This is a genomic window from Cellulomonas timonensis, from assembly GCF_900046455.1.
Lineage (GTDB): Bacteria > Actinomycetota > Actinomycetes > Actinomycetales > Cellulomonadaceae > Cellulomonas_A > Cellulomonas_A timonensis.
Map to the genome: position 1 here is coordinate 290,859 of NZ_FCOT01000010.1, position 26,265 is coordinate 317,123.

Below are 26,265 nucleotides of genomic sequence, written 5' to 3' on the forward strand. Positions count from 1 at the left end.
GTCTTGTCTCGATCCAGCGTCCAGCGTGACGTTCTGGCGCGTGTCGGGGTGTCGCGAGCGTGTGGCCAGCGGCGGAGTAGCCTCCGGACCTGATGAGCACCCTGACCACAGCCCCCGCGCAGGCGCCGACGTGGCCCGGCGCGCTCGAGCTGCTCACGGCCCTCGGGGAGCCGATGCTCGCGCTGATGGACGAGCTGCCCACCACCATGTTCTGCGCGAAGGACGTCGACGGGCGCTACGTCGCGGTGAACCAGGCGTTCGTGGGCCGGACGGTCGAGCGGTCTCGGCGTGCCGTCGTGGGGCGCTGCGCGGGCGACCTGTTCATCGCGTCGCTGGCCGCGCACTACGCGCAGCAGGACGCCGCGGTGCTCTCCACCGGGCGCCCGGTGCGACATGTGCTCGAGCTGATCCGCCGTCCGGGAGGCGGGCCGGGCTGGTACCTCACCTCGAAGCAGCCCGTGCGCCTCGCCGGCCGCGTGGTGGGCCTGGTCAGCGTCTCGGAGGACCTGCGCACGCAGGACACCGCCGACGTCGCGCTGAACTCGCTGTCACGGGTCGTGGAGCTCGTGCGCGAGCGGATCGCCGGGACGATCACCGTGGCGGACATGGCCGCGGCGGCGGGCTGCTCGGTGTCGACGCTGGACCGGCGGATGCGCAAGGTCTTCTCGCTCTCACCGCAGCAGTTCGTGCTCCGGGCCCGCATCGACCATGCGGCGCCCTTGCTGACCTCGGGGGACGTGCCGATCGCCGAGGTCGCCGCTCGGTCCGGCTTCTGCGACCAGGCCGCGTTCACCCGGACGTTCGGGCGGCTGACCGGTGAGACCCCGGCGCAGTTCCGGCGGCGGGCGGCGGCCGTGCCGGGATGAGCGGGGAGGCCGATGCCCCGACGCGCGGAGGGCCTGGCAGAACGTCCCCGCGTGGCGCCGGTCGCCGCCCGCCGGGGTCGCGGGCATCATGTTCCGATGACTGCTGCTCCCCTCCCCACCCTCGCGCTGCGCGGCGCGGACATCCCCCTGCTCGGCCTCGGCACCTGGCAGTCGGAGGGCGACGACGCCCGCCGGGCCGTGCGCGACGCGCTCGAGCTGGGCTACCGGCATGTGGACACCGCCACCGGCTACGGCAACGAGGCGCTCGTCGGACGCGGCCTGGCCGACTCCGGCGTCCCCCGCGACGAGGTGTTCCTCACCACCAAACTCCCCCCGGACGCCGCGGGCCGGGAGCGCGAGACGCTGGAGCGCTCGCTCGCCGACCTCGGCGTCGACCACGTGGACCTGTGGCTGGTGCACTGGCCGCCAGCGGGCGCCGCCACCCCGGCGACCTGGGAGCAGTTCATCGCCCTGCGCGACGAGGGCCTGACGCGCGCGATCGGGGTGTCCAACTACTCCCTCGCCCAGATCGACGAGCTGGTGGCCGCCACCGGCGAGGCTCCCGCGATCAACCAGATCCCGTGGAGCCCGGGCGACCACGACCCCCACCTGGTGGCGGGCCACACGGCGCGCGGGGTGGCGCTCGAGGGGTACAGCCCGTTCAAGCGCACCGACCTGTCCGATCCGAGCCTCGTCGAGATCGCTGCGGCGTATGGCGTGACGCCGCGCCAGGTGGTGCTCCGCTGGCACCTCGAGCACCAGGTCGTGGTGATCCCGAAGTCCACCCATCGGGACCGGATCGCGGCGAACCTCGAGGTCACGGGCTTCTCCTTGACGTCCGACGAGGTCGCGCGGATCGACGCGCTCGGGAGCTCGGCTGGCGCCGAGGTGGGCGCCTGACGATGACGACGGCCCGGGCGCGGCTCATCGTGGCGGTGGGCGGTGTCCTGGCCATCGTGGCCCTCGGCGTGGTGGTCCTCGCGCTCGGGAGCGCGCGGACGAGCCCCCCAGGCGGCGCGGCCCCCGTGGCCACCGAGGCGGTGGGCGTGCTGGACCCCGAGCGGGCAGACGTCGCAGCGCGCGCCCGGCTCGCCGCCGCCGCGCTCGCGCACGGTGTCCGGCAGGCGCGCGGCCATCTCCACACGGCTGCGGCCACCACCGCCGCAGTCGCGGCGACCGCCACAGATCCGTCGGGCGCCGCCGCACCTGACAGCGCCTCCGAGACCGACACGGCCGACGCCGCCCACCCGACCGACGCCGCCTGGGCAGCGCTCACCGCCGCAGTCGCCGGACTCGACGCCTCAGTGGCCCGGCTCGAGGGCCTGGTCGCGGAGGCCGTCAGCGGCGGGGCCGTCATCGTGCGCGACGAGGCCGCCACCGTGAGCGGCGCCGCGCTGCTCGTCGTGGGCGCGGAGACCGAAGCCTCCCGCGTGGCGCTCGACGCCGCGCATCAGGGATGGCGGGCGGCCCTCGACGCGGGGGCGGCAGAGCAGGCCCGCCAAGCCGACGAGGCCCGCGCCGCCGAGGCGCAGGCCGCGGCCGCGGCAACAACGGGCCCCGCCGCCGGGGCGGCCACGGGCTCCGCGGGCGGGCGCCCCACGGACGCCGCGGGCAACGTCCTGTGGGTCACGTCCGTCCCGACGGCCGACGGCGACGGCTCGAACGGCAACCTGCCGATGTCGGCGATGTGCCGCATCCCCTGGGGGACCGACCAGCTCGGCTACGCCCAGTACCTGCGCTGCGACGCCGCCCATGCCCTGACCCGTCTCAACGACGCCTTCCGCGCCGCGTTCGGCGAGTCCATCGCGATGGACCTCACCTACCGCTCCTATGAGGACCAGGTCGCGATGAAGGCAGCCTTCGGCGCCCTCGCGGCGCGCCCGGGGACGTCCAGCCACGGCCTCGGCACCGCGCTGGACGTGCAGGAGTGGCCGGACGTGTACGGCTTCGGCACCGCGCGCTACACGTGGCTGGTGGAGAACGGGCCCGCCCACGGCTGGCACGCCCCGCCGCGGGTCCGAGAAGACGGCCCCTACCCCGAGTACTGGCACTTCGAGTACGCGCCCTGAGCCCGCTAGGCGGACTCACCCGCGCTCGGCACCCGGTCAGATGCGGCGTCCCGTTGACCGGGGTGGCATGGTGAGGGCGGACGCGTCCCCTGGTCGGCAGCGGAGCCGACGGCGCGCCCAGCGTGACTGCTCAGGAGGCATATCCGCATGACGGTGACCGATTCGTCGTCCACGCTCGCAGGGCGCTCCCCCCTCGCGACGGCTCATGCCCAGCTCTCGTCCGCCATTGAGATCCTGGGGTACGACGAGGGGCTGCACGCGATGCTCGCGACCCCCCGCCGGGAGATCACAGTGGCGATCCCGCTGCGCCGTGACGACGGCACGACGGAGCTGTTCACGGGCTACCGCGTGCAGCACAACATCACGCGCGGCCCGGGCAAGGGCGGGCTGCGGTACGCGCCGGGCGTCGACCCGGACGAGGTGCGCGCGCTCGCGATGTGGATGACGTGGAAGTGCGCCGTCGTCGACCTGCCCTACGGCGGCGCCAAGGGCGGGGTGACGATCGACCCCCGGCAGTACTCCCAGGCCGAGCTCGAGCGGGTCACCCGCCGCTACACCAGCGAGATCATGCCGATGATCGGCCCCGAGCGGGACATCATGGCCCCCGACATCGGCACCGACGAGCAGACGATGGCGTGGGTGATGGACACCTACTCGGTCAACAAGGGGTACACGATCCCCGCCGTGACGACGGGCAAGCCGGTGGCCATGGGCGGCTCCCTGGGGCGGGCCACCGCCACGTCGCGCGGTGTGGTGCACTCGGCGCGCGCGGCGCTGGCCGACGCCGGCGTCGACCTGCGGGATGTGAGCGTCGCGGTGCAGGGCTTCGGCAAGGTGGGCTCGCACGCGACCCGGTTCTTCGCCGACGCGGGCGCCCGCGTCATCGCCGTCTCCGACCAGTACGGCGGGGTGCAGGCCGCCGACGGGCTGGACGTCGCGGCGCTGACCGCCCACGTGACCGCCACCGGCTCCGTGGTGGGCTTCGCCGGCGGCGACCCCATCGACAACGACGCGCTGCTGGCCCTCGACGTGGACGTGCTGGTGCCGGCCGCCGTGGAGGGCGTGCTGGACGAGGTCACCGCCCAGACCGTGAAGGCCCGCTGGGTGGTCGAGGGCGCCAACGGCCCCACCACCGGCGCCGGGGACCAGGTCCTCGCCGATCGCGGCATCGTGGTGGTGCCCGACATCCTCGCCAACGCGGGCGGCGTGGTCGTGTCCTACTTCGAGTGGGTGCAGGCGAACCAGACGTACTGGTGGACGGAGGCGGAGATCGAGGAGCGGCTCGAGCAGCGCATGCTGGCCTCCTACGCGAACGTCGCGCAGGTGGCGCGCGCCGAGGGGCTGAGCCTGCGTGACGCGGCCCTGACCATCGGGGTGCGGCGCGTCGCCGAGGCGCACCAGATCCGCGGGCTGTACCCCTGACGTCCGCCCGGGCCCGCGCCGACGGGAAGCAAGCGACTCCCGTCGGCGTTGGCCCGGTGTGACCCAGCCCAGCCCCGCGCCCAGCCAGCCCAGCCCTTCTGCCGTATGCTGCCGCCACACTGCACGCTGCCCGATTTCTCTGATTTTCTTGAGCAGTCTGCCGCGCACCCAGAATCACGCCCGCGTGAGGCTCGCGGCGGCCGCAGGTGTTTAAAAGGAGCCGCCCCCGGCCCCGCCGTGCGGACGACCTCGGCTACCTGCGCTTCTGGGTGGCTGAGCACCACTCGATGCCCGCCGTCGCCTCCACCAGCCCCGCCGTGCTCATCAGCCATCTCGCCAGTGCCACCCGCCGGGTGCGCGTCGGCTCCGGCGGGGTGATGCTGCCCAACCACCCGTCGCTGGTGGTCGCCGAGCAGTTCGCGATGTTGGAGGCCCTGCACCCGGGCCGGATCGACCTGGGCATCGGGCGGGCGCCCGGCGCCGATCCGATGACGGCGGCCGCGCTGCGGCGCACTGTCGAGGGGCTCGGCGCCGAGGACTTCCCCCGTGAGCTGATCGACCTGCTCGCGCTGCTCGACCACCCCGCAGGGCGGCGGTCCTCAGCGGCGCGACGCCTCATCGCCACCCCGGCCCAGGAGTCCACCCCGCAGGTGTGGCTGCTGGGGTCGAGCCTGTTCAGCGCGCAGCTCGCCGGTGAGCTGGGCCTGCCGTTCAGCTATGCGAGCCACTTCTCGACTGGGCGCACCCAGGAGGCCGCGGCCGCCTACCGGGCCGCGTTCCGCCCGTCGGAGGTCCTGGACGAGCCGCATCTGATGGTCTCGGCGTCGGTCATCATCGCCGACACCGAGGAGGAGGCCGCCCACCTGGCTGGGCCGAGCCGGGTCATGGCGTTGAGCCTGCGCACCGGGCGGCTGGGGCCCGTGGTCTCGCCGGAGGACGCACAGGAGCTGCTGGCCGCGCTGGACCCGCAGGCGGCCCAGGACTTCTTCGCCCAGTCCCCCGGCACCCAGGTCGCCACGACCGCCGAGCGCGCAGTGGCGGAGCTGGAGGCGCTCGTCAGCCGCACTGGCGCCGACGAGCTGCTCGTCACCAGCACCACCCACGACGTGGCCACCCGGGTGCGCACGCTCGAGGCCCTGGCGGACGGGTGGGGCCTGCTGCCCGACCCGGCCGCCTGAGACGGCTCCTCAGGCCTCGCGCGGCTGCCGGTCGGCCCACTCGGCCAGGGTCACGCGGGGCCCGGTGTAGAACGGGACCTCCTCGCGCACATGCCGGCGCGCCTGCGTGGCGCGCAGCTCGCGCATGAGGTCCACGATGCGGTGCAGCTCGTCGGCCTCGAACGCCAGGATCCACTCGTAGTCGCCCAGGGCGAACGCGGCGAGCGTGTTCGCGCGCACATCCGCGTAGTCCTTGGCGGCGCGGCCGTGCTCGACGAGCATCTCGCGGCGCTCCGCGTCGGGCAGCACGTACCACTCGTAGGACCGCACGAACGGGTACACGCACAGGTAGTCGCGCGCGGGCTCGCCGGCGAGGAACGCGGGGATGTGGCCGCGGTTGAACTCGGCGGGCCGGTGCAGGGCGGCGACCGACCACACGGGCGCCACGTGGCGGCCGAGCGCGCTGGCCCGCAGCCGCTCATAGGCGCCCTGGACGGCCTCGATCGAGTCGCCGTGGAACCAGACCATGAGGTCGGCGTCGGCGCGCAGGCCGGCGACGTCGTACCAGCCGCGGAGGACGAGGTCGCCGGGCGCCGTGCCGTCCCCCGTGATGGCCGACTCCGACTCGCGCACGAGTTGCGCGCGCTCCCTGTCGTCCTCGGGCAGCGCCTCCTCGAGTGCGAAGACCGAGAACATCGCGTAGCGGATCTCGGCGTTGACGGTCTCGGCGACCTCGGCGGAGTGGCCGCCCTCGGGGGCTCCTGCGTGTGCCGTGCTCATGCGTGCTGCGCTCCTGTCGTCGAGTCCACCAGCGGGTCCTGGACCGGGTCCGATCCGCATGCCGCGGGGATCTTGCTGTCCTCGCCGGCGCGCATGCGGCAGCACCCGGGCCGGCACACATCCGGCCAGGCGCCGAGGCTACCCGCGACGGCCCGCTCGACGTCCTCGCCGCGCTCCGCGGCCGCGCGCTCGAGCACCAGGTCCACGATGCCCTCGACGAACGGGCGGCGCGTCGACACGGTGCCGGCGCGCTCTGCGACGACGCCCAGCTCGCGGGCGGTGGCCAGCGCCTCGGTGTCGAGGTCGAACGCGACCTCCATGTGGTCGGAGACGAAGCCGATCGGCGACAGCACGACGGCGCGCATGCCCCCGGCGGCCCGCTCGCTCAGCAGGTCGTTCACGTCGGGCTCGAGCCACGGCTGGCTGGGCGGGCCCGACCGCGAGCAGTACGCGAGCGTCCACTCGACGTCCGCGTCGAGGCGCTCGCCGACCTGCGCGGCGACGAGCCCCGCGACGTCGAGGTGCTGCGCGCGGTAGCTGGGGGCCTGCGCGCCGGACCCCTCCTCCATCGCGTCCGGCACCGAGTGCGTGACGAACATCAGCGGGGCGCTGCTGGCCAGCGTCGCAACGTCGTCACCGGTGCGCTCAGCGAGCCGCTCATACGCCTCCACCACGGCGTCGGCGTTGGCCTGCACGAAGCCCGGGTGGTTGAAGTAGTGGCGCAGCTTGTCGACGACGATCCCGGCACTGCCGTCGTCGCCGGTGGGGCTGGTCGCGCCCATCTCCACGAGGGTCGCGGCGAGGTTCTCCCGGTACTGGCGGCACCCCGAGTACGAGCCGTAGGCGCTGGTGACGATGGCCAGCACGCGCTTGGCGCCGCCCTCGCGCAGCCCGGTGAGCGCGTCGATCGTGTACGGCTCCCAGTTGCGGTTCCCCCAGGCCACGGGCAGGTCCACGCCACGGCGCTCGAGCTCGGCGCGCAGGGCCTCGACCAGCGCCAGGTTCTGCTCGTTGATGGGGCTGCGGCCGCCGAACTGGGCGTAGTGCTGGCCCACGACGGCCAGCCGCTCGTCGGGGATGTCCTTGCCGCGCGTGACGTTCCGCAGGAACGGCAGCACGTCCTCGGGGGCGTTCGGGCCGCCGAAGGAGTACAGCATCAGGGCGTCGTACGGCGCGGTGGAGGTCCGGGGCGAAGTCGTCGATTCCACCCATGCATCATGGCGCCGGGCTCTGCGAGGCCCGGCTCCCGAGGCCCCGGCGACCCACGTGACATTGTCGAGACAGGACGTCAGATCACGGGAACGGGCGCACGCGCGAACGTGTGATCCCCGGCCGCGGCGGGCCGCCCCGGATGCGCCGGCCCCCCGCTGCTCCTACCGTCGAGGGGTGGGTCGAGACGACGATCGAGGGAGCGCGGCACGGTGCACAGGATCGACCCCGGGTCACTTGTCGGGTGCGTGCTCGGGCACCGCTACCTCGTCGACGGCCCCCTCGGCCATGGCGGGATGGGCACGGTCTTCCGGGGCACCGACAGCCGCCTGACCCGGTCCGTGGCCATCAAGGTCTTCTCACTCGACGGTGTCGCACCGCGCGAGATCCGGCGTTACGCGGACGAGGCGCGCATGCTCGGCGCCCTCTCGCATCCGGGACTGGTGGCCCTGCTCGATGTCGGCGCCGACCTCGGCCCGGCAAGCGAGCCGCTCGCGTTCCTGGTGATGGAGCTCGTCGAGGGCCGCACGCTGCGCGAGCACATCGACACCGGGCCGATGCCCCCCGCCGAGGTCGCGGACGTGGGCCGTCAGCTCGCCGAGGCGCTCAGGCACGCGCATGCGGTGGGTGTGGTGCATCGCGACCTCAAGCCCGCCAACGTGCTCGTCGCCCGCGAGGCCGTGCTCAGCGGGGACGCGGAGGCGCCGCGGACGTCCACGAAGCTGGCCGACTTCGGCATCGCGCAGTCGATGGACGGCGAGTCCACGCCGGGCGCCGAGGGCGGCCCCACGTTCGGCACGGCCAGCTACCTCAGCCCCGAGCAGGCCCTCGGGCGACCACTCGGCCCGCAGTCCGACGTCTACTCGCTGGGCCTGGTCCTGCTCGAGTGCCTCACCGGCCGCCGCGCCTACCCCGGCGAGGCGCTGGCCAGCTCGCTCGCACGGCTGCTCGACGCCCCCGAGGTGCCGGACACATTCGGTCCGGCCTGGGCCGCACTGCTGCGGTCCATGACCGCGGCGACGCCCGAGGAGCGCCCCACGACCGACCAGGTCGCCGAGCAACTCCGCCGGCTACGGCGCCCCGCGATCTGGGACCGGGTGGCAGCCCAACTCGGCTGACGGCCGCGGCGTCGCGCCGCCGCTCAGGCGCGCGCGGGCGTCAGCACCGCGAGCTCCTCGGCGATCTGCGCCGCCCACGCCGCCACGGCGTCGAGGTCGCGGTGGTCCCCCTCGCGGGCACGCGCTCCGGAGATCAGCGCCCGCTCGGCGAACGTGAGCTCGCTGCGGATCAGCCGACCGGCGAAGCTGCGGTGCGCGCGGGCGCCGAGGCTCTCGCGCATCTGGTTCACCTCATGCGGCGAGTTCGCCGACGCGGCCGGCTGGGTGGCCAGCCCGGAGGACATCAGCCACACGGGCCGCTCGGCCAGGTCGTGCGCGCACCGCTCGGCGAGCGCGCGGGCCGCCGGGAGCCAATGGGCGGTGTAGACGGCCGAGCCGAGCACCACCGCGTCGTAGTCGCGCACGTCCGTGACCTGCTCCGGGTCGAGCTCGTCGACCGCGTGGCCCGCCTCGTTGAGCACTCGCGCCACCACCGCGCCGATCTCACGCGTGGCTCCATGCCTGGACGCCACTGTCACCAAGATCCTCATCGCGTGCACCTCCTGCTCGTCTGTGCCCTGCCCCCGCAGCCCGGCTCTGTGCAACATCGTCCGTCCCGACCAGCCGTCACACGTGGGCCGGAGGTCCCTGCGCACGTCAGACGCGCCCAGCGCGGGCCTGCGGCGTGGCGGGCAGGACCGGGAGGAAAGGGGCATGCTGAAGAGGCCCGCTGCCGCTCCTCCGGGTGCGTGCCTCCCCCGGCCGGACCGACCGGCGGACCGTCGTCCGGGAGCCCACATGAACCCTCGACCCACCGCCCTGTGGGGCATGGCCCTCGCGGTCCTGATGCTGCTGACCTCCTGTGTGACGAGCTTCGACGGCGCCGGGTCCGCCGCGATGCCCACGGTCAGCGGCGAGGTCGGCAGCCGCCCGGAGCTCGCCTTCCCCGGGTCGGCGCCGCCGCGGGGCTTCGCCACGAAGGTGGTGTCGCCGGGCATCGGCCACACGGTGGAGCCGACGGACCTGGTGCTGGTGCACTACCTGGCCCAGGTGTGGGACGGCGCGGAGCTCGACAGCTCCTTTGACGACGGGACGCCGATCGTGGCGTCGTTGCCGGGCCTGCCGCCGGGGTGGAGCGAGGCGTTGTCGGGGCTGCGCGTCGGGTCCAGGGTGCTGCTGTCGGTGCCCCCGGAGATCGGGTACGCCGCTCCCGGAGGCGCCGGCCAGCACGCCGAGTCGCAGGACGAGACGGTGGTGCTGGTGGTGGACGTCGTCGGCTCCTACGGCAGGTCGGCCAGCGGCCAGCCGGGCGCGTGGCCCGATCCCGTCGCGGCCGGCGCCGTGGCGCCCCGGGTGACCGGCGCGCTGGGCGGGCCGGCGAGCGTCGTGGTGCCGCCCGGCTCCCCTCCCCCCACCGAGGTCGTCACCACGGTGCTCGCGCGCGGCACGGGGCCGTCGGTGTCGCCGGGGCCGGTCATCGCGCAGTACGCGGCGGTCGACTGGAACGGGGTGAGCGCCGGGAGCTCGTGGGAGTCGGGCGCTCCGGAGCAGTTCCTGGTGTCCTCTGCCGACCGCGCCTTCGCCGGCCTGGCGGGCGTCCCGCTGGGCAGCAGGGTGCTGGTCCAGCTGCCCGGTGACGGCGGCGGCAGTCCGGCTGTGGCGATCGTGATGGACCTGGTCGGCCAGCCGTAGAGGTGTCGACATCGATATGGACAACGTTATGCAAAACGATTCACCCCTGGTGTCCTCCTGGCGTGCACACAAGGCTGCACGGCGATCGCCAGACCTCAACGAGGAGGACTCCCCGCCATGACACCGACCCGCACCACACCTCGAGCACCCCGCGTGGCCGCCGCAGTGGCCACTGCGGCGCTCCTGATCGGCACCGCGTTCGCCCTGCCCTCCGTCGCCGCCACCACGCTCAAGTCGCTGGCCGACGCGAAGGGCAAGGACATCGGGTTCGCGCTGGACCCCAACCGGCTGAGCGAGTCGCAGTACAAGGCCATCGCCGACGCGGAGTTCAACCTCGTCGTCGCCGAGAACGCGATGAAGTGGGACGCCACCGAGTCGAGCCAGGGCAACTTCACCTTCAGCGCCGCCGATCAGGTCGCGAACTACGCGCAGACCACGGGCAAGGAGCTGTATGGGCACACCCTCGTCTGGCACTCCCAACTGCCCGGCTGGGTGTCCAACCTGGGCACCGCCGCGCAACTCACGAGCGCGATGAACAACCACATCACCACAGTCGCCAGCCGCTATCAGGGCAAGGTCACGTCGTGGGACGTGGTCAACGAGGCCTTCAACGACGACGGCTCGCGCCGGCAGTCCGTGTTCCAGCAGAAGCTCGGCGACGGCTACATCGAGACGGCGTTCCGCACCGCCCGCGCGGCGGACCCGGCCGCCAAGCTCTGCATCAACGACTACTCGACGGACGGCGTCAACTCCAAGAGCACCGCGATCTACAACCTGGTGCGCGACTTCAAGGCGCGCGGCGTGCCGATCGACTGCGTCGGGTTCCAGGCCCACCTGATCGTCGGCCAGGTGCCGTCCACCATGCAGCAGAACCTGCAGCGCTTCGCCGACCTGGGCGTCGACGTGCGCATCACCGAGCTCGACATCCGCATGTCGACGCCGTCCGACTCCTCGAAGCTCGCCGCGCAGGCCGCCGACTACTCGCGCGTCTTCCAGATCTGCGGGGCGGTCAGCCGCTGCCAGGGCGTGACGCTGTGGGGCATCACCGACAAGTACTCGTGGATCCCCGACGTCTTCCCCGGCGAGGGCGCCGCGCTGGTCTGGGACAACAACTACAACGCCAAGCCCGCGTACAACGCGATCGCCACGGCGCTGGGCGGGACCACGGGGACGCCCACCCCGACCGTCACTCCCACCGTGACGCCGACGGTCACACCGACCACGCCGCCCACGACCCCGCCCACCGGGACGGGATCCTGCCGGGTGGCCTACTCGGTGAACCAGTGGAACACCGGCTTCACCGGCAACGTGACGGTGACCAACACCTCGAGCACACCGGTCAACGGCTGGACGCTGGCGTGGTCCTTCTCGGGCGGCCAGTCGATCTCGCAGGCGTGGAGCTCGGTGACCACGCAGTCCGGGTCGCAGGTGACCGCGAAGAACGCCGCCTGGAACGCGTCGATCCCGTCGAACGGCAGCGTGCAGTTCGGCTTCAACGCCTCGCACACCGGGTCGAACCCGGCCCCGAGCGCGTTCACGCTCAACGGCGCGGCCTGCACCGTCGCCTGAGCGCATGCCGAGATCGCCCGGGGCCCCCGTCATACGGGCCCCGGGCGGTCCCGCGTCCGGGGCGCCGTCCGTGCCCGGCGCGCAGTCGCACGTCGTACGCTGTGCCGATGCAGAACGGGGAAGGCCGCACCACCTACGTCCTGGTCGACGGCGAGAACATCGACGCCACGCTCGGCTCGTCGATCCTCAATGGCCGGCCCACCCCGGAACAGCGCCCCCGGTGGGAGCGGATCCTCGACTTCGCCGAGCGCGCCTGGGGCAACCCGGTCAAGGGCCTGTTCTTCCTCAACGCCTCCAACGGCACCATGCCGATGTCCTTCGTGCAGGCCCTCGTCGCGATCGGCTTCCAGCCGATCCCCCTGGCCGGGGAGTCGTACGAGAAGGTCGTCGACATCGGCATCAAGCGCACCCTGACGGCGCTGGCCGATCGCGACGGCGACGTGCTGCTCGCCTCGCATGACGGCGACTTCATCCCCGAGGTCGAGGACCTGCTCGGCGACGACCGCCGGGTCGGCCTGCTCGCCTTCCGGGAGTTCACGAACGCCGGGCTCGCGCAGCTCCAGGACCGCGGCCTCCAGGTGTTCGACCTGGAGACCGACGTCAAGGCCTTCAACGTGCAACTGCCGCGCCTGCGGATCATCCCGCTCGAGGAATTCGACCCGCTGCGCTACCTCTGAGCCTCCGGCGGCGGGCGGCCTGACAACGGGCCGCCCGCTGCTGGGCGGTCAGGACGCGAACGCGGCGGCGATGAACGCGTCCATCTGGTCGATGACCTGCGGGCCGGCGTCGGTGGTGAAGATCGCCACGCCGTGCGCGCCGCCGGGCAGCTCGACGTACGTGCTGGGGTCGTCGGCGCGGGCCACCTGCCGCGACTCCGACGCACGGATCGAGCCGTCGGTCTCGCTCGCGATCACCAGCAGCGGCCCGGTGTAGGCGCTGTTGGCCGACGTCGCGTCGACGCCCTCGATCTCGACCCCGGGGCTCAGCGCGATCACGCCCGCCGGGGCGGGCTCCAGGTCATCGGCGACACCGGCGACGAATCCGGCGCCCTTCGAGGAGCCCACCAGGACGACGTCCTCGGCGCCCTCGCCCCGGAGCACGTCGACAGCCGCCTCGACGGCTGCGGCCCCGTCCTCGCTCCAGGCGAACGACGCCACGCGGTAGCCCTCGCCCGCGTACCGCGCGAGCTCATCAGCCCACTGGCAGTGATCGGCGCCGGACTGGGGGGCGAAGACGATGCCCTCGGCGCCCTCGCCAAGCGTGACGACGATGGTCGGGTCGTCGTCCGTGCCGGCGACGACCGCCCGCGCGCCGTCGGGGGCGCAGTCGGGTGTGTCGATCGCGCGCGGGCCGGCGGCCTCGGTGGCGGCGGGCTTCGTGCCCTCCGCGACCGGCTCTGCCGCCGTGTCGCAGGCCGACACGGCCATGAGGAGTGGGAGCGCTACCACACAGAGCGCGAGGGACCTGGGTCGCAAGGAGAGGGACATAGCGGATTCCTAGTGGTCACGGGGTTGCGAGCGCCAGAGGATTCACCCATTCGCCGTGGCCCGGCTTCCCCCGGCGCGCTGGTGAGCACCTGCCGCGACCAGCTTGTCGTCGCGACGCCGCGAGGCCATGCTCACTCAGATGACAGCGGTGACGGCTCTCCTGCGCGGGGTCAACGTGGGCGGACGGCGCAAAGTCCCGATGGCGGACTTGCGCGCGGTCATCGAGCACCTGGGCCACCGCGCCGTCGCCACCCACCTGAACAGCGGGAACGCCGTCTTCGTCGTCGACGAGGGCACGGTCGTCAACGAGGTCACGGCGGAGGGCGCCGACAGCCTCGATTCCGCCGCGATCGCCACCGCCGTCTCCGCAGGGCTGCGCGAGCGGCTCGCGCTCGACGTGGACGTGGTGGCGCGCACCGCGGCGCGCTGGGACGCCATGGTCGCGGCCAACCCCTTCGAGGACGAGGCTCGGGCCGATCCCGGGCACGTCCTCGTCGTCTTCTACGCCGACCCGGTGCGGAGCCCGGGACTCGACGCGAGCCGCTACGGCGCCGAGCGCATCGTGTGGGACGGCGCCCATGCCTACGTGCACTACCCGGACGGCATCGGCCGCTCCCGGTTGACGCCCGACCTGCTCGACCGCGCCGCGGGGCAGCCCGGCACGGGCCGCAACTGGCGCACGGTGCTCGCCCTCCAGGAGCTGCTGCGCGCGCGTGCCTGAGCGCCGTCCGGGCTAGGTTGGCGCCATGGCCACCGTGTTCTCGCAGATCATCTCCGGGGCGATCCCGGGCCGCTTCGTGTGGGCCGACGACGTCGCCGTCGCCTTCACCACCATCGCGCCGATCACCGACGGGCACACGCTCGTGGTGCCGCGCGAGGAGATCGTCCAGATCACCGACGCGCCCGCGGACGTCCTCGCGCATCTGGTGCGGGTCGCCCAGCTCATCGGCAGAGCGCAGCAGGAGGCGTGGGACGCCCCGCGCGTCGCACTGCTCACCGCCGGCTTCGAGGTGCCGCACCTGCACCTGCACGTGCTCCCGGCGTGGGACGAGCAGAGCCTGACGTTCGCCAACGCGCGCCACGACGTGCCCACCGCGGAGCTCGACGCCGCCGCCGAGCGCGTCCGCGAGACGTTGCGCGCGCAGGGGCAGGGCGAGCACGTCCCGGCCACTCTCGGCTCCGCCGACTGATCCCTGACCCGAGGGCCGGCCCCGGGCGCTGCTACTCGCGGAGCTCGGCCAGGTCGGCGAGCCGCAGCACCCGGGCGTCCGCCGCGACGACCCGCTCGGCCTCGGCGAGCAGCGACGCGGGGGTGTCGGCGCCGGCGCGCATGAACCGTCCGGAGAGCACGTCGAGCTCACCGGCGCCGAGGGCCTGCACCAGCTCGACGACCGCCTCCACGGGCGTCCACTCCGTGCGGTCGTCATGCGTGGGCATCGAGGCGGTCATGTCGGTGCGGACCACGCCGGGCGCCAGGTCGAAGACGCGCAGGCCGGCGTCGCGGTACTGCGCGTCGAGCAGGCGGGTGAGCCGGGCGATGGCGCCCTTGCTGATGGAGTAGCCGGTGTAGGCCTGCATGGGCCGGTGCCCGGCGCCGGAGTTCAGGTTGACCACGCGCCCGGCGCCACGGGCCAGCATGCCGGGCAGCACCGCATGGGTCACGAGCAGCGGGCCGCGGACGTTCGCCTCGATGACCCGCCACATGTCGGCGGGGTCGTCCTGCGCGAACGGGAGCTCGGCGGACTCGACCACCCCGGCGTTGTTGACCAGCAGGCCCAGGCCGCCGTGCGGCGCGAAGGCCTCGAGCACCTCGCCGACGGCGGACGTGGCGGCGCCCGGGTCCACCAGGCCGGCGGCGGCGACGGGCGCGCCCACGCCGAGGGCCCGGCACTCCTCGGCGACCGCGTCGAGCCGCGAGCGCGTGCGCCCCACGAGGCCGACCGACCATCCGGCGGAGGCGAGCCCGAGGGCGATCGCGCGTCCGATCCCCCGCCCGGCGCCGGTGACGAGTGCTGTCCGAGGTGTGTCGACCATGCGCCCATCGTCGCGCATGGCATGCGGCGGCGTGGCGCCGGGCCGGACTCGCGCGCGGCCCCCGCGCCTGAGAGTTTGGACGCACGCGTCGCCGAACGGAGGTCGCTTGGTGGTCTCTGCCAGCCCCGGGCCGCCCCTGCGGGTGCGGTTGCCGAATATGAACCCCGGGGTTCTGCGCTTCCTGACGACGGAGGCCGGCAGCGCGGTGTTCCTGCTCGCCGCGACCCTCGTGGCGCTGGCGTGGGCCAACTCGCCGTGGTCGGCGGCGTATGAGGCGCTGTGGTCGACGCCCGCAGGGCTGTCCCTCGGCGGCGCGGAGTTCGAGCTGGACCTGCACCACTGGGTGAACGACGCCGCGATGGCCGTCTTCTTCCTGGTGGTGGGCCTGGAGATCCACCGCGAGGTGACCAGCGGCGAGCTGCGGGACAAGCGCACAGTGGCGGTGCCCGCGCTCGGCGCGCTCGGCGGGATGGCCGTCCCGGCGCTGCTGTACCTGGCGTTCACCGCGGGCACCGAGGCCGCCCACGGGTGGGGCATCGTGATGTCCACCGACACCGCGTTCCTGCTGGGCATCCTCGCGCTGTTCGGGCCGGCCTGCCCGGACCGGCTGCGGCTGTTCCTGCTGACCCTGGCCATCGTCGACGACATCGGCGCGATCACGGTGATGGCGGTCTTCTACACCGACGCGATCGACATGCGGGCCCTGGCTGCGGCAGTCGTGGTGCTGGTGGGCATCCTGGCGCTGCGCTGGCTGCACGTGTGGCGCTTGGCCCCGTACCTCGTGGCGGGCGTGCTGTTGTGGTGCGCGGTCCTGGCCGCCGGCGTGCACCCCACCCTCGCGGGCGTGCTGCTGGGGCTGCTCATCCCGGTGCGCCCCTCAGCGCGCGAGCACGTCGACGTCGTCGCCCGGTACGCGGACCACCTCGCGGCGGAGACCACCGCCGATCGGGAGCACCTGACGGAGCTGGCCGCCCGCGCTGCCGTGCCCGCCGGCGAGCGGCTGCAGCGCACGCTGCACCCGTGGAGCGCCTACGTGGTGGTCCCGTTGTTCGCGCTCGCCAACGCCGGGATCCAGCTCGACGCCGAGGCGTTGCGCACCGCTGTGACGTCACCCGTGACGGTGGGCGTCGTCGTCGCGCTGGTGGTCGGGGACGCGGTGGGGATCTTCGGGGCGTCCGCACTGGCGATCCGCCTCGGACTCGGGGAGCTGCCCGGCCGGGTCCGCTACGGCCACCTGCTGGGCGGGGCGATGCTGGCGGGGATCGGGTTCACCATCGCGCTGTTCATCACCGAGCTGGCCTTCGACGACGACGCGCTGCGCGAGCAGGCCAAGATCGGCGTGCTCGCCGGGTCGCTGCTGGCGGCCGTGCTCGGCACCGTGGTGCTGCGGCAGCTGGGGCAGCGCCTGCCGCTGTGCTCGCCCGAGTCCGAGGAGCCGCCGCCCCTGCCCCCGACCCCGTGGCACAACGCGTGAGCGGCCTGCGGGCACGGGCTCTCGCGTTCCTGCGGGCTTTCTCGCCGCTCGGGCTGGCGGGCGCCCTGGTGCTCTTCGCCGCGACGCTCGGCCCCTCGCTCATCCCGCGTCCACCCGTGTTCCAGGGCGCTGCCGCGGGGATCTGCGCCGCCCTCGGGTACGGCGTCGGCGTCTTCGTGGCCTGGGCGGCCCGGCGGATCGGCGTGCCCGCGCCACGCTCCCCGCGCTGGCGCCGGGCCGGGTGGTGGGCCCTCGCGCTGGCCGCCGTGGTGACGGTCCCGCTGGCGCTCGCCGAGAGCGCGTCTTGGCAGCGCGAGGTCCGCGACATGTTCGGCATGCCCCAGCCCACGTCCGCGCACTCGTTCCAAGTGCTCGGGCTCGCGGTGCTGGTCGCGCTCGTCCTGGTGCTGATCGCCCGGGGCCTGCGCGCCGTGGCCCGGGCGCTGGGCCGGCTGCTCGGCCGCTGGGCGCCACCGGTGCTGGGCCGCGCGATCGCGGCGGTGCTCATCGCGGTGCTGACGGTGCTCGCCCTCGACGGTGTGCTGTCGCACTGGCTCATCGGCGGGCTGCGCGCGACGTACGCGCGCGTGGACCGCACCACGGAGCCGGGCGTCGAGCAGCCGACGCAGCCGGAGCGCAGCGGGTCGCCCGCCTCGGGGGCGTCGTGGGAGTCGCTGGGCCAGCAGGGCCGCACCTTCGTGTCCGGCGGGCCGGGCGTCGACGAGCTCCAGGCCTTCGCGCAGCGCACCGGCCTGCCGCTGGGGGTGCGGGAGCCCGTCCGGGTCTACGCGGGCCTGGAGGCCGGCGAGACGCTGACGGACGTGGCAGCGCAGGTCGTCGCCGAGCTGGACCGCACAGGCGCCTGGGACCGGGAAGTGCTCGTGGTGGCCACGACCACAGGCACCGGCTGGGTCGACCCGTCCATGTCGGAGGCGCTGGAGTTGAGCTGGGGCGGCAACACGGCCATCGCCGCGATGCAGTACTCGTTCGTGCCCAGCTGGGTCAGCTTCGTCTCCGACCGGTCGACGCCGCCCGCCGCGGGCACGGCGCTGTTCGAGGCGGTGCACGCCGCCTGGTCCAGCCGCCCCGAGGCGGACCGTCCCCTGCTGATGGCCTTCGGGGAGTCGCTCGGCAGTTACGGCGGCCAGGGCGCCTTCTCCGGCCTGCAGGACATGCGGGCCCGCACCGACGGCGCGCTGTGGGTCGGCACGCCGAGCTTCACGGAGGACTGGGCGTACCTCACCGACCACCGCGACCCGGGCTCGCTGGAGATCAGCCCCGTGGTCGACGGCGGGCGCGCGGTCCGGTGGGGCACGGACGTGGCGTCGGTGGCGAACATCTGGGAGCTGCCCGGGCCGTGGGACCAGCCACGGGTGCTGTATGTGCAGCACGCCTCGGACGGCGTCGTGTGGTGGTCCCCGGACCTCCTGCTGCACGAGCCCGACTGGCTGCGCGAGCCCCGTGGGCCGGATGTGCTGCCGAGCGTCAGCTGGTTCCCGGTGGCGACGTTCTTCGATGTGACGATCGACCTGTTCCTGGCGCAGGACGTGCCGGACGGCCACGGCCACCGCTACCGGCTCGCCTATGCCGGGGCGTGGCCGGCCGTCGCTCCACCGCCCGGGTGGACGGACGAGGACACCGCGCTGCTGCGCGAGGTGATGGCGCGCTCCAGCGTGGACCCGGCGGGCAGCAACGCCACGGACGCCGGCTGAGCGCAGAGGCCAGTTGGGCGCCGCGGTCAGTCGAGCCCTGTCGCCGCCCGGAGGTCGGGGAGTGTGATCCGCCCCGTGTACAGCCTCCCGTCGATGAAGAGCGTGGGCGTGCCCCGGACCCCTGCCTCGACGCCGTCGCGGTACTGCCGGCCCACCTCCTCGGCGTGCTGCTGGGCCGCAGCGCCGACCACGCTCTCCGGATCGACGCCCACGCTCTGCGCATGGCGCCGCAACGACACGTCGTCGAGCGCCTCCTGATGCGCGAAGAGCTGGTCGTGCATCGGCCAGAACCTCCCCTGCGCTCGTGCGGCCTCGGCGGCCAGCGCGGCCGCCAGCGCATGGGGGTGGATCTCGAACAGCGGGAACTCCCGCCACAGCAGCCGCACCCTGCCCCCCGAGCCCTCGACGAGGCTCGCCAGCACGGGCGCGGCCGCCCGGCAGTACGGGCACTCGAAGTCGCCGTGCTCCACCACCGTGACCGCCGCGCCCGGGTCACCGCGGAACTGGTCGGACGCCATGGCCCACCTCCCCGCCCAGCATGGCCCGGCGCTCGCCTTGCCGCCCTGCGCGGAGCCTGGTCTGCTGTCAGGTGAGGAATGTCCCAGATGCCCCGGGAGGGTTCCATGCCGCAGCCCACAGTCCTGCTCGTGCACGGCGCCTTCGCCGATGGCTCGAGCTGGTCCCGCGTGATCGACCGGCTCCACGCCGAGGGCGTGACGGCGCAGGCCCTGGCCAACCCGCTGCGCGGCCTCACCCACGACGGCGAGTACGTCGCGAACGCCGCGTCGCAGGTCGACGGGCCTGTGGTGCTCGTCGGGCATTCCTATGGCGGGCCCGTCGCCACCTACGCCGGCAGCAAGGCCCCGAACGTCACGGCCTTGGTGCTCGTCGCGGCCTTCGGGGTCGACTACGGCGTGTCGGCGCTGGGCTCGGTGGCGGAGTTCCCGGACCCCGAGCTGGCCACGTCGCTCGAGCCCCGCACCTACCCGGGCAGCGACAGCCCCGAGGTGTACATCCAGCGGGACAAGTTCCGCTCCGTGTTCGCGGCCGACCTGCCCGAGGAGGAGACGGCGCTGCTGGCCGTGAGCCAGCGCCCCGTGGCGCTCGCCGGGCTCAACGACGTGCTCGAGGTGGAGCCCGCCTGGAAGACCCTGCCGACATGGTTCGCCGTCGCCACGCAGGACCACGCGATCCACCCCGACTCGCAACGGGCCGCCGCCGCGCGCCTCGGCGCCACGACTGTGGAGATCGAGGGGTCGCATGCGATCGCCCTCTCCCAGCCCGACGCCGTCGCGGCGCTCGTCCTGGCGGCGGTGCGGGCTCAGGAGTGAGCGGCGCCGTCCAGCCGGTCCGGCGCGGGGCGCTCGCCGAGGCGCAGGACGCAGTGGTGCGGCCCGACGAAGCGCTCGAGCCACTCGGCGACGATCGGCCCGTCGTGCTGCTCCAGCACGCCCCGGCTGAGCCCGAGGTGCACCTGGCACATGACATCGGAGGACTGGCCCACCAGGTCGATGAACGGGCACCGGTGCAGGTGCACCTGCAACGAGTCGGGATCGGCCTCGGGCGCGAAGCCCAGGTCCTCCATATGCCGGCGCAGGTCGTCGAGCTGGAGCCGTGCCTCATGCGCACGCGCGATGACCTCGGCGTGGCCGGGAGGCGGGCACTCCTGCGCGAGCTGGGCCGCCCACGCCCGACCGCACTCCTCGGCGGGCTCGGCGGGCTCCGCTGGCACGTTGATGCAGGCGCGGTCCGCCGCATCGGGAGGGGTGGCCCCGGCCGTGGAGTACCCGGCGAGGAGCGCCCGGATGAGCTGGTCGCGAGCCCGGGCGTCGTTCGGCTCCTCGAGCTCGGCGGTGGCGCTGTACAGGATGCGAGGCCTGCCTCGGGTGCGACGCCGCTCAGTCTCGGTGGTGACGAGCCCCGACTCGATGAGGCGGTCGAGGTGCTCGCGGACGGTGTTGACGTGGAGGCCGACCTCGAGCGCGATCTCGTCGGCGCCCAGCGGACGGCCCAGGCGCTGGAGCATGCGCACCATGGCCATGCGCTTGTCCGACGCGAGCGCCCGATGTGCGCTGACCGGCTGACTTGGCATGCGTCCATTGTCCGATGGCCGGTCAGGGCACTTCTAGGACCAGCGGCCCGGCGCCGTGGGGTCGCTCAAATGATCGCTACGGTGGCGACATGGACTCCGCGCAGGCAACCGTCATCGTCGTCTCCGACAGATGCTCCCGGGGTGAGGCGCAGGACCGGTCCGGGCCGCTCGCCGCGGACTTGCTGCGGGCTGCCGGGCTCACGGTGGCAGACCCGGTCGTGGTGCCCGACGGCGCCGCCTCGGTCGCCGCGGCCCTGGAAGCGGCCCTCGCCTCCGGGTCGCGCGTCGTCCTCACCAGCGGCGGCACGGGCGTGACGCCCCGCGACCAGACCCCCGAGGGCACCCGCGGGGTGATCGACCGCGAGCTGCCCGGCTTGGCGGAGGCGCTGCGCCGCGAGGGCGAGGCCCATGTGGCGACGGCTGTGCTGTCCCGCGGGCTCGCAGGCGTCACGGCTAGCGGCGCGCTCGTGGTGAACCTGCCGGGCTCCACCAAGGCCGTGGAGCAGGGCATGGGGGTGCTGGCGCCGCTGCTGCCGCATCTGCTGGACCAACTGGTCGGCGGCGACCATTGAGCCAGCAGGTGGCACTGCCCCATCCGGTCCCCCGTGACGCGACGCCCGATGCGCCAGCGCCAGTCGGCACGCTGGGCCAGGACGGGCGGCTCACGGACACGTTCGGCCGCGTCCATCGGGCCCTGCGGATCTCCCTGCCCGACCGCTGCTCCCTGCGCTGCACGTACTGCATGCCCGCCGAGGGCGTGCCGTGGATCGCGGGCTCCGACCTGCTGAGCACCGCCGAGCTGGTGCGGGTGGCCACCGTCGCCGTCGAGCAGGCGGGCATCGAGGAGCTGCGCCTCACGGGCGGCGAGCCGTTGCTGCGGCCCGATGTCGTCGACGTCGTCGCGGCGCTCGCCGCGCTGCGCGGCCCCCACGGTGCGCCCGAGGTGTCATTGACCACCAACGGCCTGCGGCTGCCAAAGCTCGCGGGGCCGCTCGCCGCCGCGGGGCTCGCCCGCGTCAACATCAGCATCGCCCCGCTGCGCCCCGACCGGTTCCTGGCCCTCCCCCGCCGGGACCGCCTCGCCGACACCCTGGCCGGCATCGCGGCTGCCGACGCCGCCGGGCTGCGGCCCGTCAAGCTCAACGCCGTCGCGATGCGCGGGGTCAACGACGACGAGCTGGTCGACCTGGTGCGCTTCGCCACCGAGGGAGGCTACGAGATGCGGTTCATCGAGCAGATGCCGCTCGATGCCGGGCACACGTGGGAGCGCAGCTCGATGGTGACGGGGCCGGAGACCCTCGCCCGGCTCGCCCCCGCGTTCCCGCTCCCCCCGGTGCCGGGGCGCGGCGCGGCGCCCGCCGAGCGGTGGCTGGTGGACGGCGGCCCGGCGACCGTCGGGGTCATCGCGTCGGTGTCAGCGCCGTTCTGCGGCGCCTGCGACCGCCTGCGGCTCACCGCCGACGGCCAACTCCGCTCCTGCCTGTTCGCGCGCACCGAGACGGACCTGCGGGCGCTGCTGCGCGGCGACGCGGACGACGCTGCGCTCGTGAGCGCGTTCGCCGGCTGCGTCGCGGGCAAACTGCCGGGGCATGGCATCAACGACCCGTCGTTCCTGCAGCCCGACCGGCCGATGAGCGCGATCGGCGGCTAGCCCGGGGCGGGCCGCGACCAGTTGTGCGGGCCGCCCATCGCCATGTAGCGCGCGTACCAGTCCGTGGCCAGGTCGTCTGCCCGATCGATCGCGTCCGCCAAGGGGCCCGCGCCGACGCCCGCCGCGTAACCCACCAAGAAGGCGGTGAGCGGCGACGCGCCTGGCCGGCCGACGCTGCGCGCCGCGTGCAACGCGAGCGCCACGAGCGCCTCCTCGTCCACGACGACCATCTCGATCCCGAGATCGCGGGCCAAGGTGTCCGTCCAGGCGTCCAGCGGCGTCGTGGGCGCGGCGATCAGCCGCGTCGACGGGCGTGGGCCTGGATGTGGTGTGGTTCCGGTCATGCTGCGCCTCCCCTGTCGCACATGCCGCTTCTCTCCATCGTGCCACGCGACCCGGGCAAGCGCCCGAACGGTCGTGCAGACTCCTCGTCCGCCGGTGGCCTATCCTGGGCGGCGTCGACTGACAGGACCACCACGGACGGGACGGCCCGTTCGTTCGCTCGGCACGGGGACGGCCCCGTGGAACTGGACCTCATCCGTGATCTCCACCACCGCGCGATCCATCCTCACTCCCGTCGCCCTTCTCCGCCTCGTGCTCGGCTGGTGCGCCATCGTCGCCCTGATGCTCGCCGGCCCCCTGCTGGACGGAGCCGTCCCCGCGCCGGTGCTCGTCATCGCGCTGGCGCTCATCATCGGCGTCATCCTGGTCTGCGCCTTCGGGGTGGTCCATGAGGCCGAGCACCTCGCCCGCCGGCTGGGCGACCCCTACGGCTCGCTGGTCCTCACGCTGTCGATCGTGCTGATCGAGGTGGTGCTGATCTCCGCCGTCATGCTCGGGCCCGGCCACCAGGCCACCATCGCCCGCGACTCGGTGATGGCGGTGTCGATGATCATCCTCAACGGGGTGATCGGGCTCTGCCTCCTCGTCGGGGGCGTCAAGCGCGGCGACATGGAGCACAACCGGACCGGCGCCTCGGCCTATCTCGCCCTGCTCATCGTGCTCTCGTCGTTGGCCTTCGCGCTTCCGGCCCTGATTGGGCGCGACGGCTCCTACCTGCCGGGGCAGGAGGTCGCCATCATCGTGCTGACCCTCGCCCTCTACGCCTTCTTCCTCTTCCGCCAGATGGGCGCGCAGGCCGACGACTTCCGTGAGGTCGACCCCCACCTCGCGGCCGTCTCAGGCTCCCGTGGCGAGGGCGCCTCACTGCAGGAGCGTCCCAGCATCACCCGGGTCATCGCCGAGCACCGTGCCGAGATCGGGCTGCGTCTCGCCCTGCTCATCGTGACGGTCCTGCCCATCGTGCTGCTCTCCCACGACATGGCGACCCTCCTGGACGATGGCCTGGGCCGCGTCGGGGCGCCGGTGGCGCTGGCGGGCATCCTGATCGCGATGATCGTCTTCCTGCCCGAGTCGATCACCTCCGTGCGCGCCGCCCTGCGAGGCGAGATCCAGCGCGTCAGCAACCTGTGCCACGGCGCCCTGGTCTCCACGGTCGGCCTGACGATCCCCGCCGTCCTCGTCATCGGCGCCCTCACCGGGCAGGCGGTCGTGCTGGCGGAGTCCCCCGTCAACCTGCTGCTCCTGGGCGTCACGTTGGCGCTGTCGGTGACGACCTTCGCCGCTCAGATGGTCACGGCGACGCACGGCGCGGCCCACCTCGTGCTCTTCGCGGTCTACGGCATCGCCGTGTTCTCCTGAGCGAGCCGCTGGGCGCCTTCGACGACGGGCGCATGACCCGCTGAGCGCTCACCCCTCGATGCGGCGCACGTCCTCCCACGTGTCGACGTCGCGGGACGCCCCCTCGTCGGCGAGGCGCTGCACGTGCATCTCCGTGAGGATGGCGCGCACGGGGGCGCCCCGGACGCCGCGCCCCCCCGCCAGCCGGGCCAGCCCCGACTCGAGCGCGGCCCGGCGGTAGAGCCCGACGAGCGGCTGCTCGCGGCCGTCCGCGTCCACGAGCATCACGCCGTCGAACGCGGTGTCGTCGCGTCGGGCTGCGGCGAGGCCGGCCAGGCGCGGGACGGCAGCCGCGACGAGCGGCACGTCGCACGCGAGCAACAGCACCCACTCCCCGGGAGCATCGAGGGCGGCGAGGCCGGCGGCGATCCCCGCCGCTGGCCCGCCGTCCGGCGGGTCCTCGAGTGTGAGCCGGACGCCCGGGGGCACCTCGAGCGCGGGCGGGCCGACCACGACGGCCTGCCGGGCCTGCGCCGCCGCGTCGAGCACGTGCGCGAGCATCCGGCGGCCCCGCACCACGACGTCCGGCTTGGACGCCCCGCCGAGCCGGCTGGCCCGGCCGCCCGCGAGCACGACGGCGTCGAACGACACGTCCGCACCGACCGCGGCGGCCAGGGCTGGCTCCCCCGTGCCGGCCGGGCTCATGGCGCGATCCGCACGACGGCGACCTCGTCGCCAACCCCCACCGCCGAGACGTCACGCGGCACGATCGCGAGCCCGTCCGCGAGCGCGAGCGAGGCCACCAGGTGCGACCCGGATCCCCGGTTCGCGGCAGGCCGCGCCTCGAGGCCGTGCTCGCCCTCGGTGAGGACCACCGGGATGTGCTGCTCACGCCCGGCGGGCGAGGACCATCCCTCGGCAGCGCGGGCGCGCACGCGCGGCCGGTGCAGCGCGGCGCCCGTCAGCCCGCGCAGCGCCAGCAGCGCCGGCCGCACGAAGGCCTCGAAGGATACGAAGGCGCTGACCGGGTTCCCGGGCAGTGCGAGCACCGGCGTGCCGTCCTCGAGCCGGCCCATGCCCTGCGGCTTCCCGGGCTGCATCGCCACGGGCATGAACCGCATCTCAGGGAGCCCGATGAGGACCTCCTTGACCACGTCATACGCCCCCTGGCTGACCCCGCCGGAGGTGAGGACCAGGTCGACATCCGGCCGCTCGGCGCCAAGGGCAGCCCGCAGCGCGTCCGCGTCGTCGGGCACCGCGCCAAGCCGCACCACGCTGGCGCCCGCAGCCCGGGCGGCGGCGGCGAGCAGGTAGGAGTTGGAGTCGGGGATCTGGCCGTGGCGCATGGCCTCCCCCGGGACGACCAGCTCGGAGCCCGTCGACATGACGAGCACCCGTGGGCGCCGGTGGGCCAGGACCTCGGCGCGGCCCACCGAGGCGATGGCGGCGACCCGGTACGGCGTCAGCTCCTGCCCGGCGGCGAGCACGACGGCGCCGGCGGCCACATCCTCGCCGGCGCGGCGCACGTGGGCGCCCGGGGCGGCGGGCGCGGAGATCGTCACCATCCGCTCCCCCGCGTCGGTGCGCTCGACGGGCACGATCGCGTCGGCGCCCGGGGGCATGGGGGCGCCGGTCATGATGCGCGCGACGGTTCCGGGCGCCACGGGGGTCCGCGCGTCGGCGCCCGCGGGCAGGTCGAGCACCACGGGCAGCGTCACCGGGTGCTCGTCCGAGGCGCCGGCCACGTCGCGGGAGTGCACCGCGTAGCCGTCCATCGCCGAGTTGGCGAAACGGGGCAGCGCCTCGGGCGCCGTCACATCCTCCGCGAGGACGAGTCCGAGCGCGTCATCGAGCGGCACGGTGACGGGCGGCAGGGCCGCCACCAGGGCGAGCACCTCCGCCAGGTGGTCGGCGACCGTGCGGGGACCTTCGTGCGTGGGCATGGCGCCCACGCTAGCCGCCGTCGCGACGGGGGCCCCTAGGACCCTCGTCGCAGCGGGCGGCCGATATGGGCACGGCCAGGCAGGTCAGCTCTGCTCGGCGTTCGCGTCGTGCCGCGGGTTCATGTTGCCCGGGTCCGCGTCGGTGTCGGCGTCGGGGTCGGGGTCGACCGCCACGTCGCTCTTCGCGTTGACGCCCGAGCGCGGGTTCATGTTGTCCGGGTCCGCGTCGGTGTCGTAGTCAGGATCGTCGTCGCGCTGCCCTGCCGGAGGTGTCGAGTTCATCTGCTCACGCTGTCACCGTTCGGCGGCCGGCGCACCCGAGAGCGCGTCT

28 protein-coding genes are annotated in these 26,265 nt (G+C 74.0%); 17 read left to right on the top strand and 11 right to left on the bottom strand.

Annotated features, from left to right (window positions below; translation table 11 throughout):
• The first annotated feature begins 92 nt into the window (after positions 1-92).
• The 5 genes from BN3788_RS04955 to BN3788_RS04975 all read left to right on the top strand — a co-directional run bounded on the left by BN3788_RS04955 (position 93) and on the right by BN3788_RS04975 (position 5,535).
• Complete coding sequence (locus BN3788_RS04955) at positions 93-866, top strand: helix-turn-helix domain-containing protein (RefSeq protein ID WP_066582697.1); 774 nt, start codon at positions 93-95, stop codon at positions 864-866.
• Positions 867-962: 96 nt separating this feature from the next.
• Positions 963-1,766, top strand: a complete 804-nt coding sequence (locus tag BN3788_RS04960) for an aldo/keto reductase (protein WP_066582698.1) — start codon at positions 963-965, stop codon at positions 1,764-1,766.
• Between the two features lie 2 nt (positions 1,767-1,768).
• Positions 1,769-2,935 carry a M15 family metallopeptidase gene (locus BN3788_RS04965; protein ID WP_066582699.1) on the top strand — a complete coding sequence of 389 codons (1,167 nt, stop codon included), beginning with the start codon at positions 1,769-1,771 and terminating at the stop codon, positions 2,933-2,935.
• 147 nt (positions 2,936-3,082) lie between these two features.
• On the top strand, positions 3,083-4,357 hold the full coding sequence (locus tag BN3788_RS04970) for a Glu/Leu/Phe/Val family dehydrogenase (RefSeq protein ID WP_066582700.1): 1,275 nt from the start codon (positions 3,083-3,085) through the stop codon (positions 4,355-4,357).
• A gap of 206 nt (positions 4,358-4,563) precedes the next feature.
• Positions 4,564-5,535 carry an LLM class flavin-dependent oxidoreductase gene (locus BN3788_RS04975; protein ID WP_082812579.1) on the top strand — a complete coding sequence of 324 codons (972 nt, stop codon included), beginning with the start codon at positions 4,564-4,566 and terminating at the stop codon, positions 5,533-5,535.
• A 9-nt stretch (positions 5,536-5,544) separates the two neighbouring features.
• Here BN3788_RS04975 and hemQ read toward each other — a convergent pair whose 3' ends face one another.
• Both hemQ and BN3788_RS04985 read right to left on the bottom strand, forming a co-directional pair.
• Entirely contained in the window at positions 5,545-6,294 is a 750-nt protein-coding gene (hemQ, locus tag BN3788_RS04980; RefSeq protein WP_066582701.1) for a hydrogen peroxide-dependent heme synthase, read from the bottom strand.
• Positions 6,291-7,451 carry a ferrochelatase gene (locus tag BN3788_RS04985; RefSeq protein WP_066582849.1) on the bottom strand — a complete coding sequence of 387 codons (1,161 nt, stop codon included), beginning with the start codon at positions 7,449-7,451 and terminating at the stop codon, positions 6,291-6,293. Before BN3788_RS04985 ends, hemQ begins: the two co-directional genes overlap by 4 nt.
• Before the next feature lie 264 nt (positions 7,452-7,715).
• Here BN3788_RS04985 and BN3788_RS04990 point away from each other — a divergent pair, with 264 nt between their 5' ends.
• A complete protein-coding gene (locus BN3788_RS04990; protein WP_234346486.1) occupies positions 7,716-8,621 on the top strand; it encodes a serine/threonine-protein kinase in 906 nt (301 codons plus the stop codon).
• Between the two features lie 23 nt (positions 8,622-8,644).
• Here BN3788_RS04990 and BN3788_RS04995 read toward each other — a convergent pair whose 3' ends face one another.
• Positions 8,645-9,151 carry a flavodoxin domain-containing protein gene (locus BN3788_RS04995; RefSeq protein WP_066582853.1) on the bottom strand — a complete coding sequence of 169 codons (507 nt, stop codon included), beginning with the start codon at positions 9,149-9,151 and terminating at the stop codon, positions 8,645-8,647.
• Between the two features lie 247 nt (positions 9,152-9,398).
• Between BN3788_RS04995 and BN3788_RS05000 the strand changes: the two genes are divergently transcribed.
• From BN3788_RS05000 to BN3788_RS05010, 3 genes are all read left to right on the top strand, one after another.
• A complete protein-coding gene (locus BN3788_RS05000) occupies positions 9,399-10,292 on the top strand; it encodes an FKBP-type peptidyl-prolyl cis-trans isomerase (protein WP_159066853.1) in 894 nt (297 codons plus the stop codon).
• Positions 10,293-10,409: 117 nt separating this feature from the next.
• Complete coding sequence (locus tag BN3788_RS05005; protein ID WP_066582703.1) at positions 10,410-11,861, top strand: endo-1,4-beta-xylanase; 1,452 nt, start codon at positions 10,410-10,412, stop codon at positions 11,859-11,861.
• Between the two features lie 107 nt (positions 11,862-11,968).
• The gene (locus BN3788_RS05010) at positions 11,969-12,538 is read left to right on the top strand and encodes an NYN domain-containing protein (protein WP_066582854.1); all 570 of its coding nucleotides are present in this window, start codon (positions 11,969-11,971) and stop codon (positions 12,536-12,538) included.
• Between the two features lie 48 nt (positions 12,539-12,586).
• On the opposite strand, the gene BN3788_RS05015 is transcribed toward BN3788_RS05010, so the two are convergent.
• Positions 12,587-13,288: an alpha/beta hydrolase gene (locus tag BN3788_RS05015; RefSeq protein ID WP_066582704.1), complete on the bottom strand. Its 702-nt coding sequence runs from the start codon at positions 13,286-13,288 to the stop codon at positions 12,587-12,589.
• A gap of 199 nt (positions 13,289-13,487) precedes the next feature.
• Here BN3788_RS05015 and BN3788_RS05020 point away from each other — a divergent pair, with 199 nt between their 5' ends.
• Together BN3788_RS05020 and BN3788_RS05025 are read left to right on the top strand one after the other, a co-directional pair.
• Positions 13,488-14,069, top strand: a complete 582-nt coding sequence (locus BN3788_RS05020; protein WP_066582855.1) for a DUF1697 domain-containing protein — start codon at positions 13,488-13,490, stop codon at positions 14,067-14,069.
• A 25-nt stretch (positions 14,070-14,094) separates the two neighbouring features.
• Complete coding sequence (locus tag BN3788_RS05025; protein WP_066582705.1) at positions 14,095-14,538, top strand: HIT family protein; 444 nt, start codon at positions 14,095-14,097, stop codon at positions 14,536-14,538.
• 31 nt (positions 14,539-14,569) lie between these two features.
• Here the strand turns inward: BN3788_RS05025 and BN3788_RS05030 are convergent, their stop codons facing one another.
• The gene (locus BN3788_RS05030; protein ID WP_234346487.1) at positions 14,570-15,382 is read right to left on the bottom strand and encodes an SDR family NAD(P)-dependent oxidoreductase; all 813 of its coding nucleotides are present in this window, start codon (positions 15,380-15,382) and stop codon (positions 14,570-14,572) included.
• Between the two features lie 157 nt (positions 15,383-15,539).
• Here BN3788_RS05030 and nhaA point away from each other — a divergent pair, with 157 nt between their 5' ends.
• A complete protein-coding gene (gene nhaA, locus BN3788_RS05035) occupies positions 15,540-16,856 on the top strand; it encodes a Na+/H+ antiporter NhaA (protein ID WP_066582707.1) in 1,317 nt (438 codons plus the stop codon).
• A complete protein-coding gene (locus BN3788_RS05040) occupies positions 16,853-18,568 on the top strand; it encodes an alpha/beta hydrolase (protein ID WP_234346488.1) in 1,716 nt (571 codons plus the stop codon). The genes nhaA and BN3788_RS05040 overlap by 4 nt, the downstream gene beginning before the upstream one ends.
• A 26-nt stretch (positions 18,569-18,594) precedes the next feature.
• Here BN3788_RS05040 and BN3788_RS05045 read toward each other — a convergent pair whose 3' ends face one another.
• A complete protein-coding gene (locus BN3788_RS05045; RefSeq protein ID WP_066582709.1) occupies positions 18,595-19,086 on the bottom strand; it encodes a DsbA family protein in 492 nt (163 codons plus the stop codon).
• A 105-nt stretch (positions 19,087-19,191) separates the two neighbouring features.
• Between BN3788_RS05045 and BN3788_RS05050 the strand changes: the two genes are divergently transcribed.
• Complete coding sequence (locus tag BN3788_RS05050) at positions 19,192-19,899, top strand: alpha/beta fold hydrolase (RefSeq protein ID WP_066582710.1); 708 nt, start codon at positions 19,192-19,194, stop codon at positions 19,897-19,899.
• Here BN3788_RS05050 and BN3788_RS05055 read toward each other — a convergent pair.
• Entirely contained in the window at positions 19,890-20,660 is a 771-nt protein-coding gene (locus BN3788_RS05055) for a helix-turn-helix transcriptional regulator (RefSeq protein ID WP_082812582.1), read from the bottom strand. The genes BN3788_RS05050 and BN3788_RS05055 overlap by 10 nt on opposite strands.
• A gap of 89 nt (positions 20,661-20,749) precedes the next feature.
• On the opposite strand from BN3788_RS05055, the gene BN3788_RS05060 reads away from it, so the two are divergent.
• Entirely contained in the window at positions 20,750-21,232 is a 483-nt protein-coding gene (locus BN3788_RS05060; RefSeq protein ID WP_066582712.1) for a MogA/MoaB family molybdenum cofactor biosynthesis protein, read from the top strand.
• 71 nt (positions 21,233-21,303) lie between these two features.
• Positions 21,304-22,311, top strand: coding sequence for a GTP 3',8-cyclase MoaA (gene moaA, locus BN3788_RS05065; protein WP_066582860.1), 1,008 nt, complete (start codon positions 21,304-21,306; stop codon positions 22,309-22,311).
• Here moaA and BN3788_RS05070 read toward each other — a convergent pair.
• Positions 22,308-22,655, bottom strand: a complete 348-nt coding sequence (locus BN3788_RS05070; RefSeq protein ID WP_066582713.1) for a DUF6457 domain-containing protein — start codon at positions 22,653-22,655, stop codon at positions 22,308-22,310. The two genes, moaA and BN3788_RS05070, sit on opposite strands and share 4 nt — an antisense overlap.
• A gap of 196 nt (positions 22,656-22,851) precedes the next feature.
• Between BN3788_RS05070 and BN3788_RS05075 the strand changes: the two genes are divergently transcribed.
• Positions 22,852-24,012, top strand: coding sequence for a calcium:proton antiporter (locus BN3788_RS05075; protein WP_066582714.1), 1,161 nt, complete (start codon positions 22,852-22,854; stop codon positions 24,010-24,012).
• Positions 24,013-24,060: 48 nt separating this feature from the next.
• Here BN3788_RS05075 and mobA read toward each other — a convergent pair whose 3' ends face one another.
• The 3 genes from mobA to BN3788_RS05090 form a co-directional block, all read right to left on the bottom strand.
• A complete protein-coding gene (gene mobA, locus BN3788_RS05080; protein WP_082812584.1) occupies positions 24,061-24,696 on the bottom strand; it encodes a molybdenum cofactor guanylyltransferase in 636 nt (211 codons plus the stop codon).
• On the bottom strand, positions 24,693-25,934 hold the full coding sequence (gene glp / locus BN3788_RS05085; protein WP_066582862.1) for a molybdotransferase-like divisome protein Glp: 1,242 nt from the start codon (positions 25,932-25,934) through the stop codon (positions 24,693-24,695). Before glp ends, mobA begins: the two co-directional genes overlap by 4 nt.
• 84 nt (positions 25,935-26,018) lie before the next feature.
• Entirely contained in the window at positions 26,019-26,216 is a 198-nt protein-coding gene (locus BN3788_RS05090) for a hypothetical protein (protein ID WP_066582715.1), read from the bottom strand.
• Between the last annotated feature and the right edge of the window lie 49 nt (positions 26,217-26,265).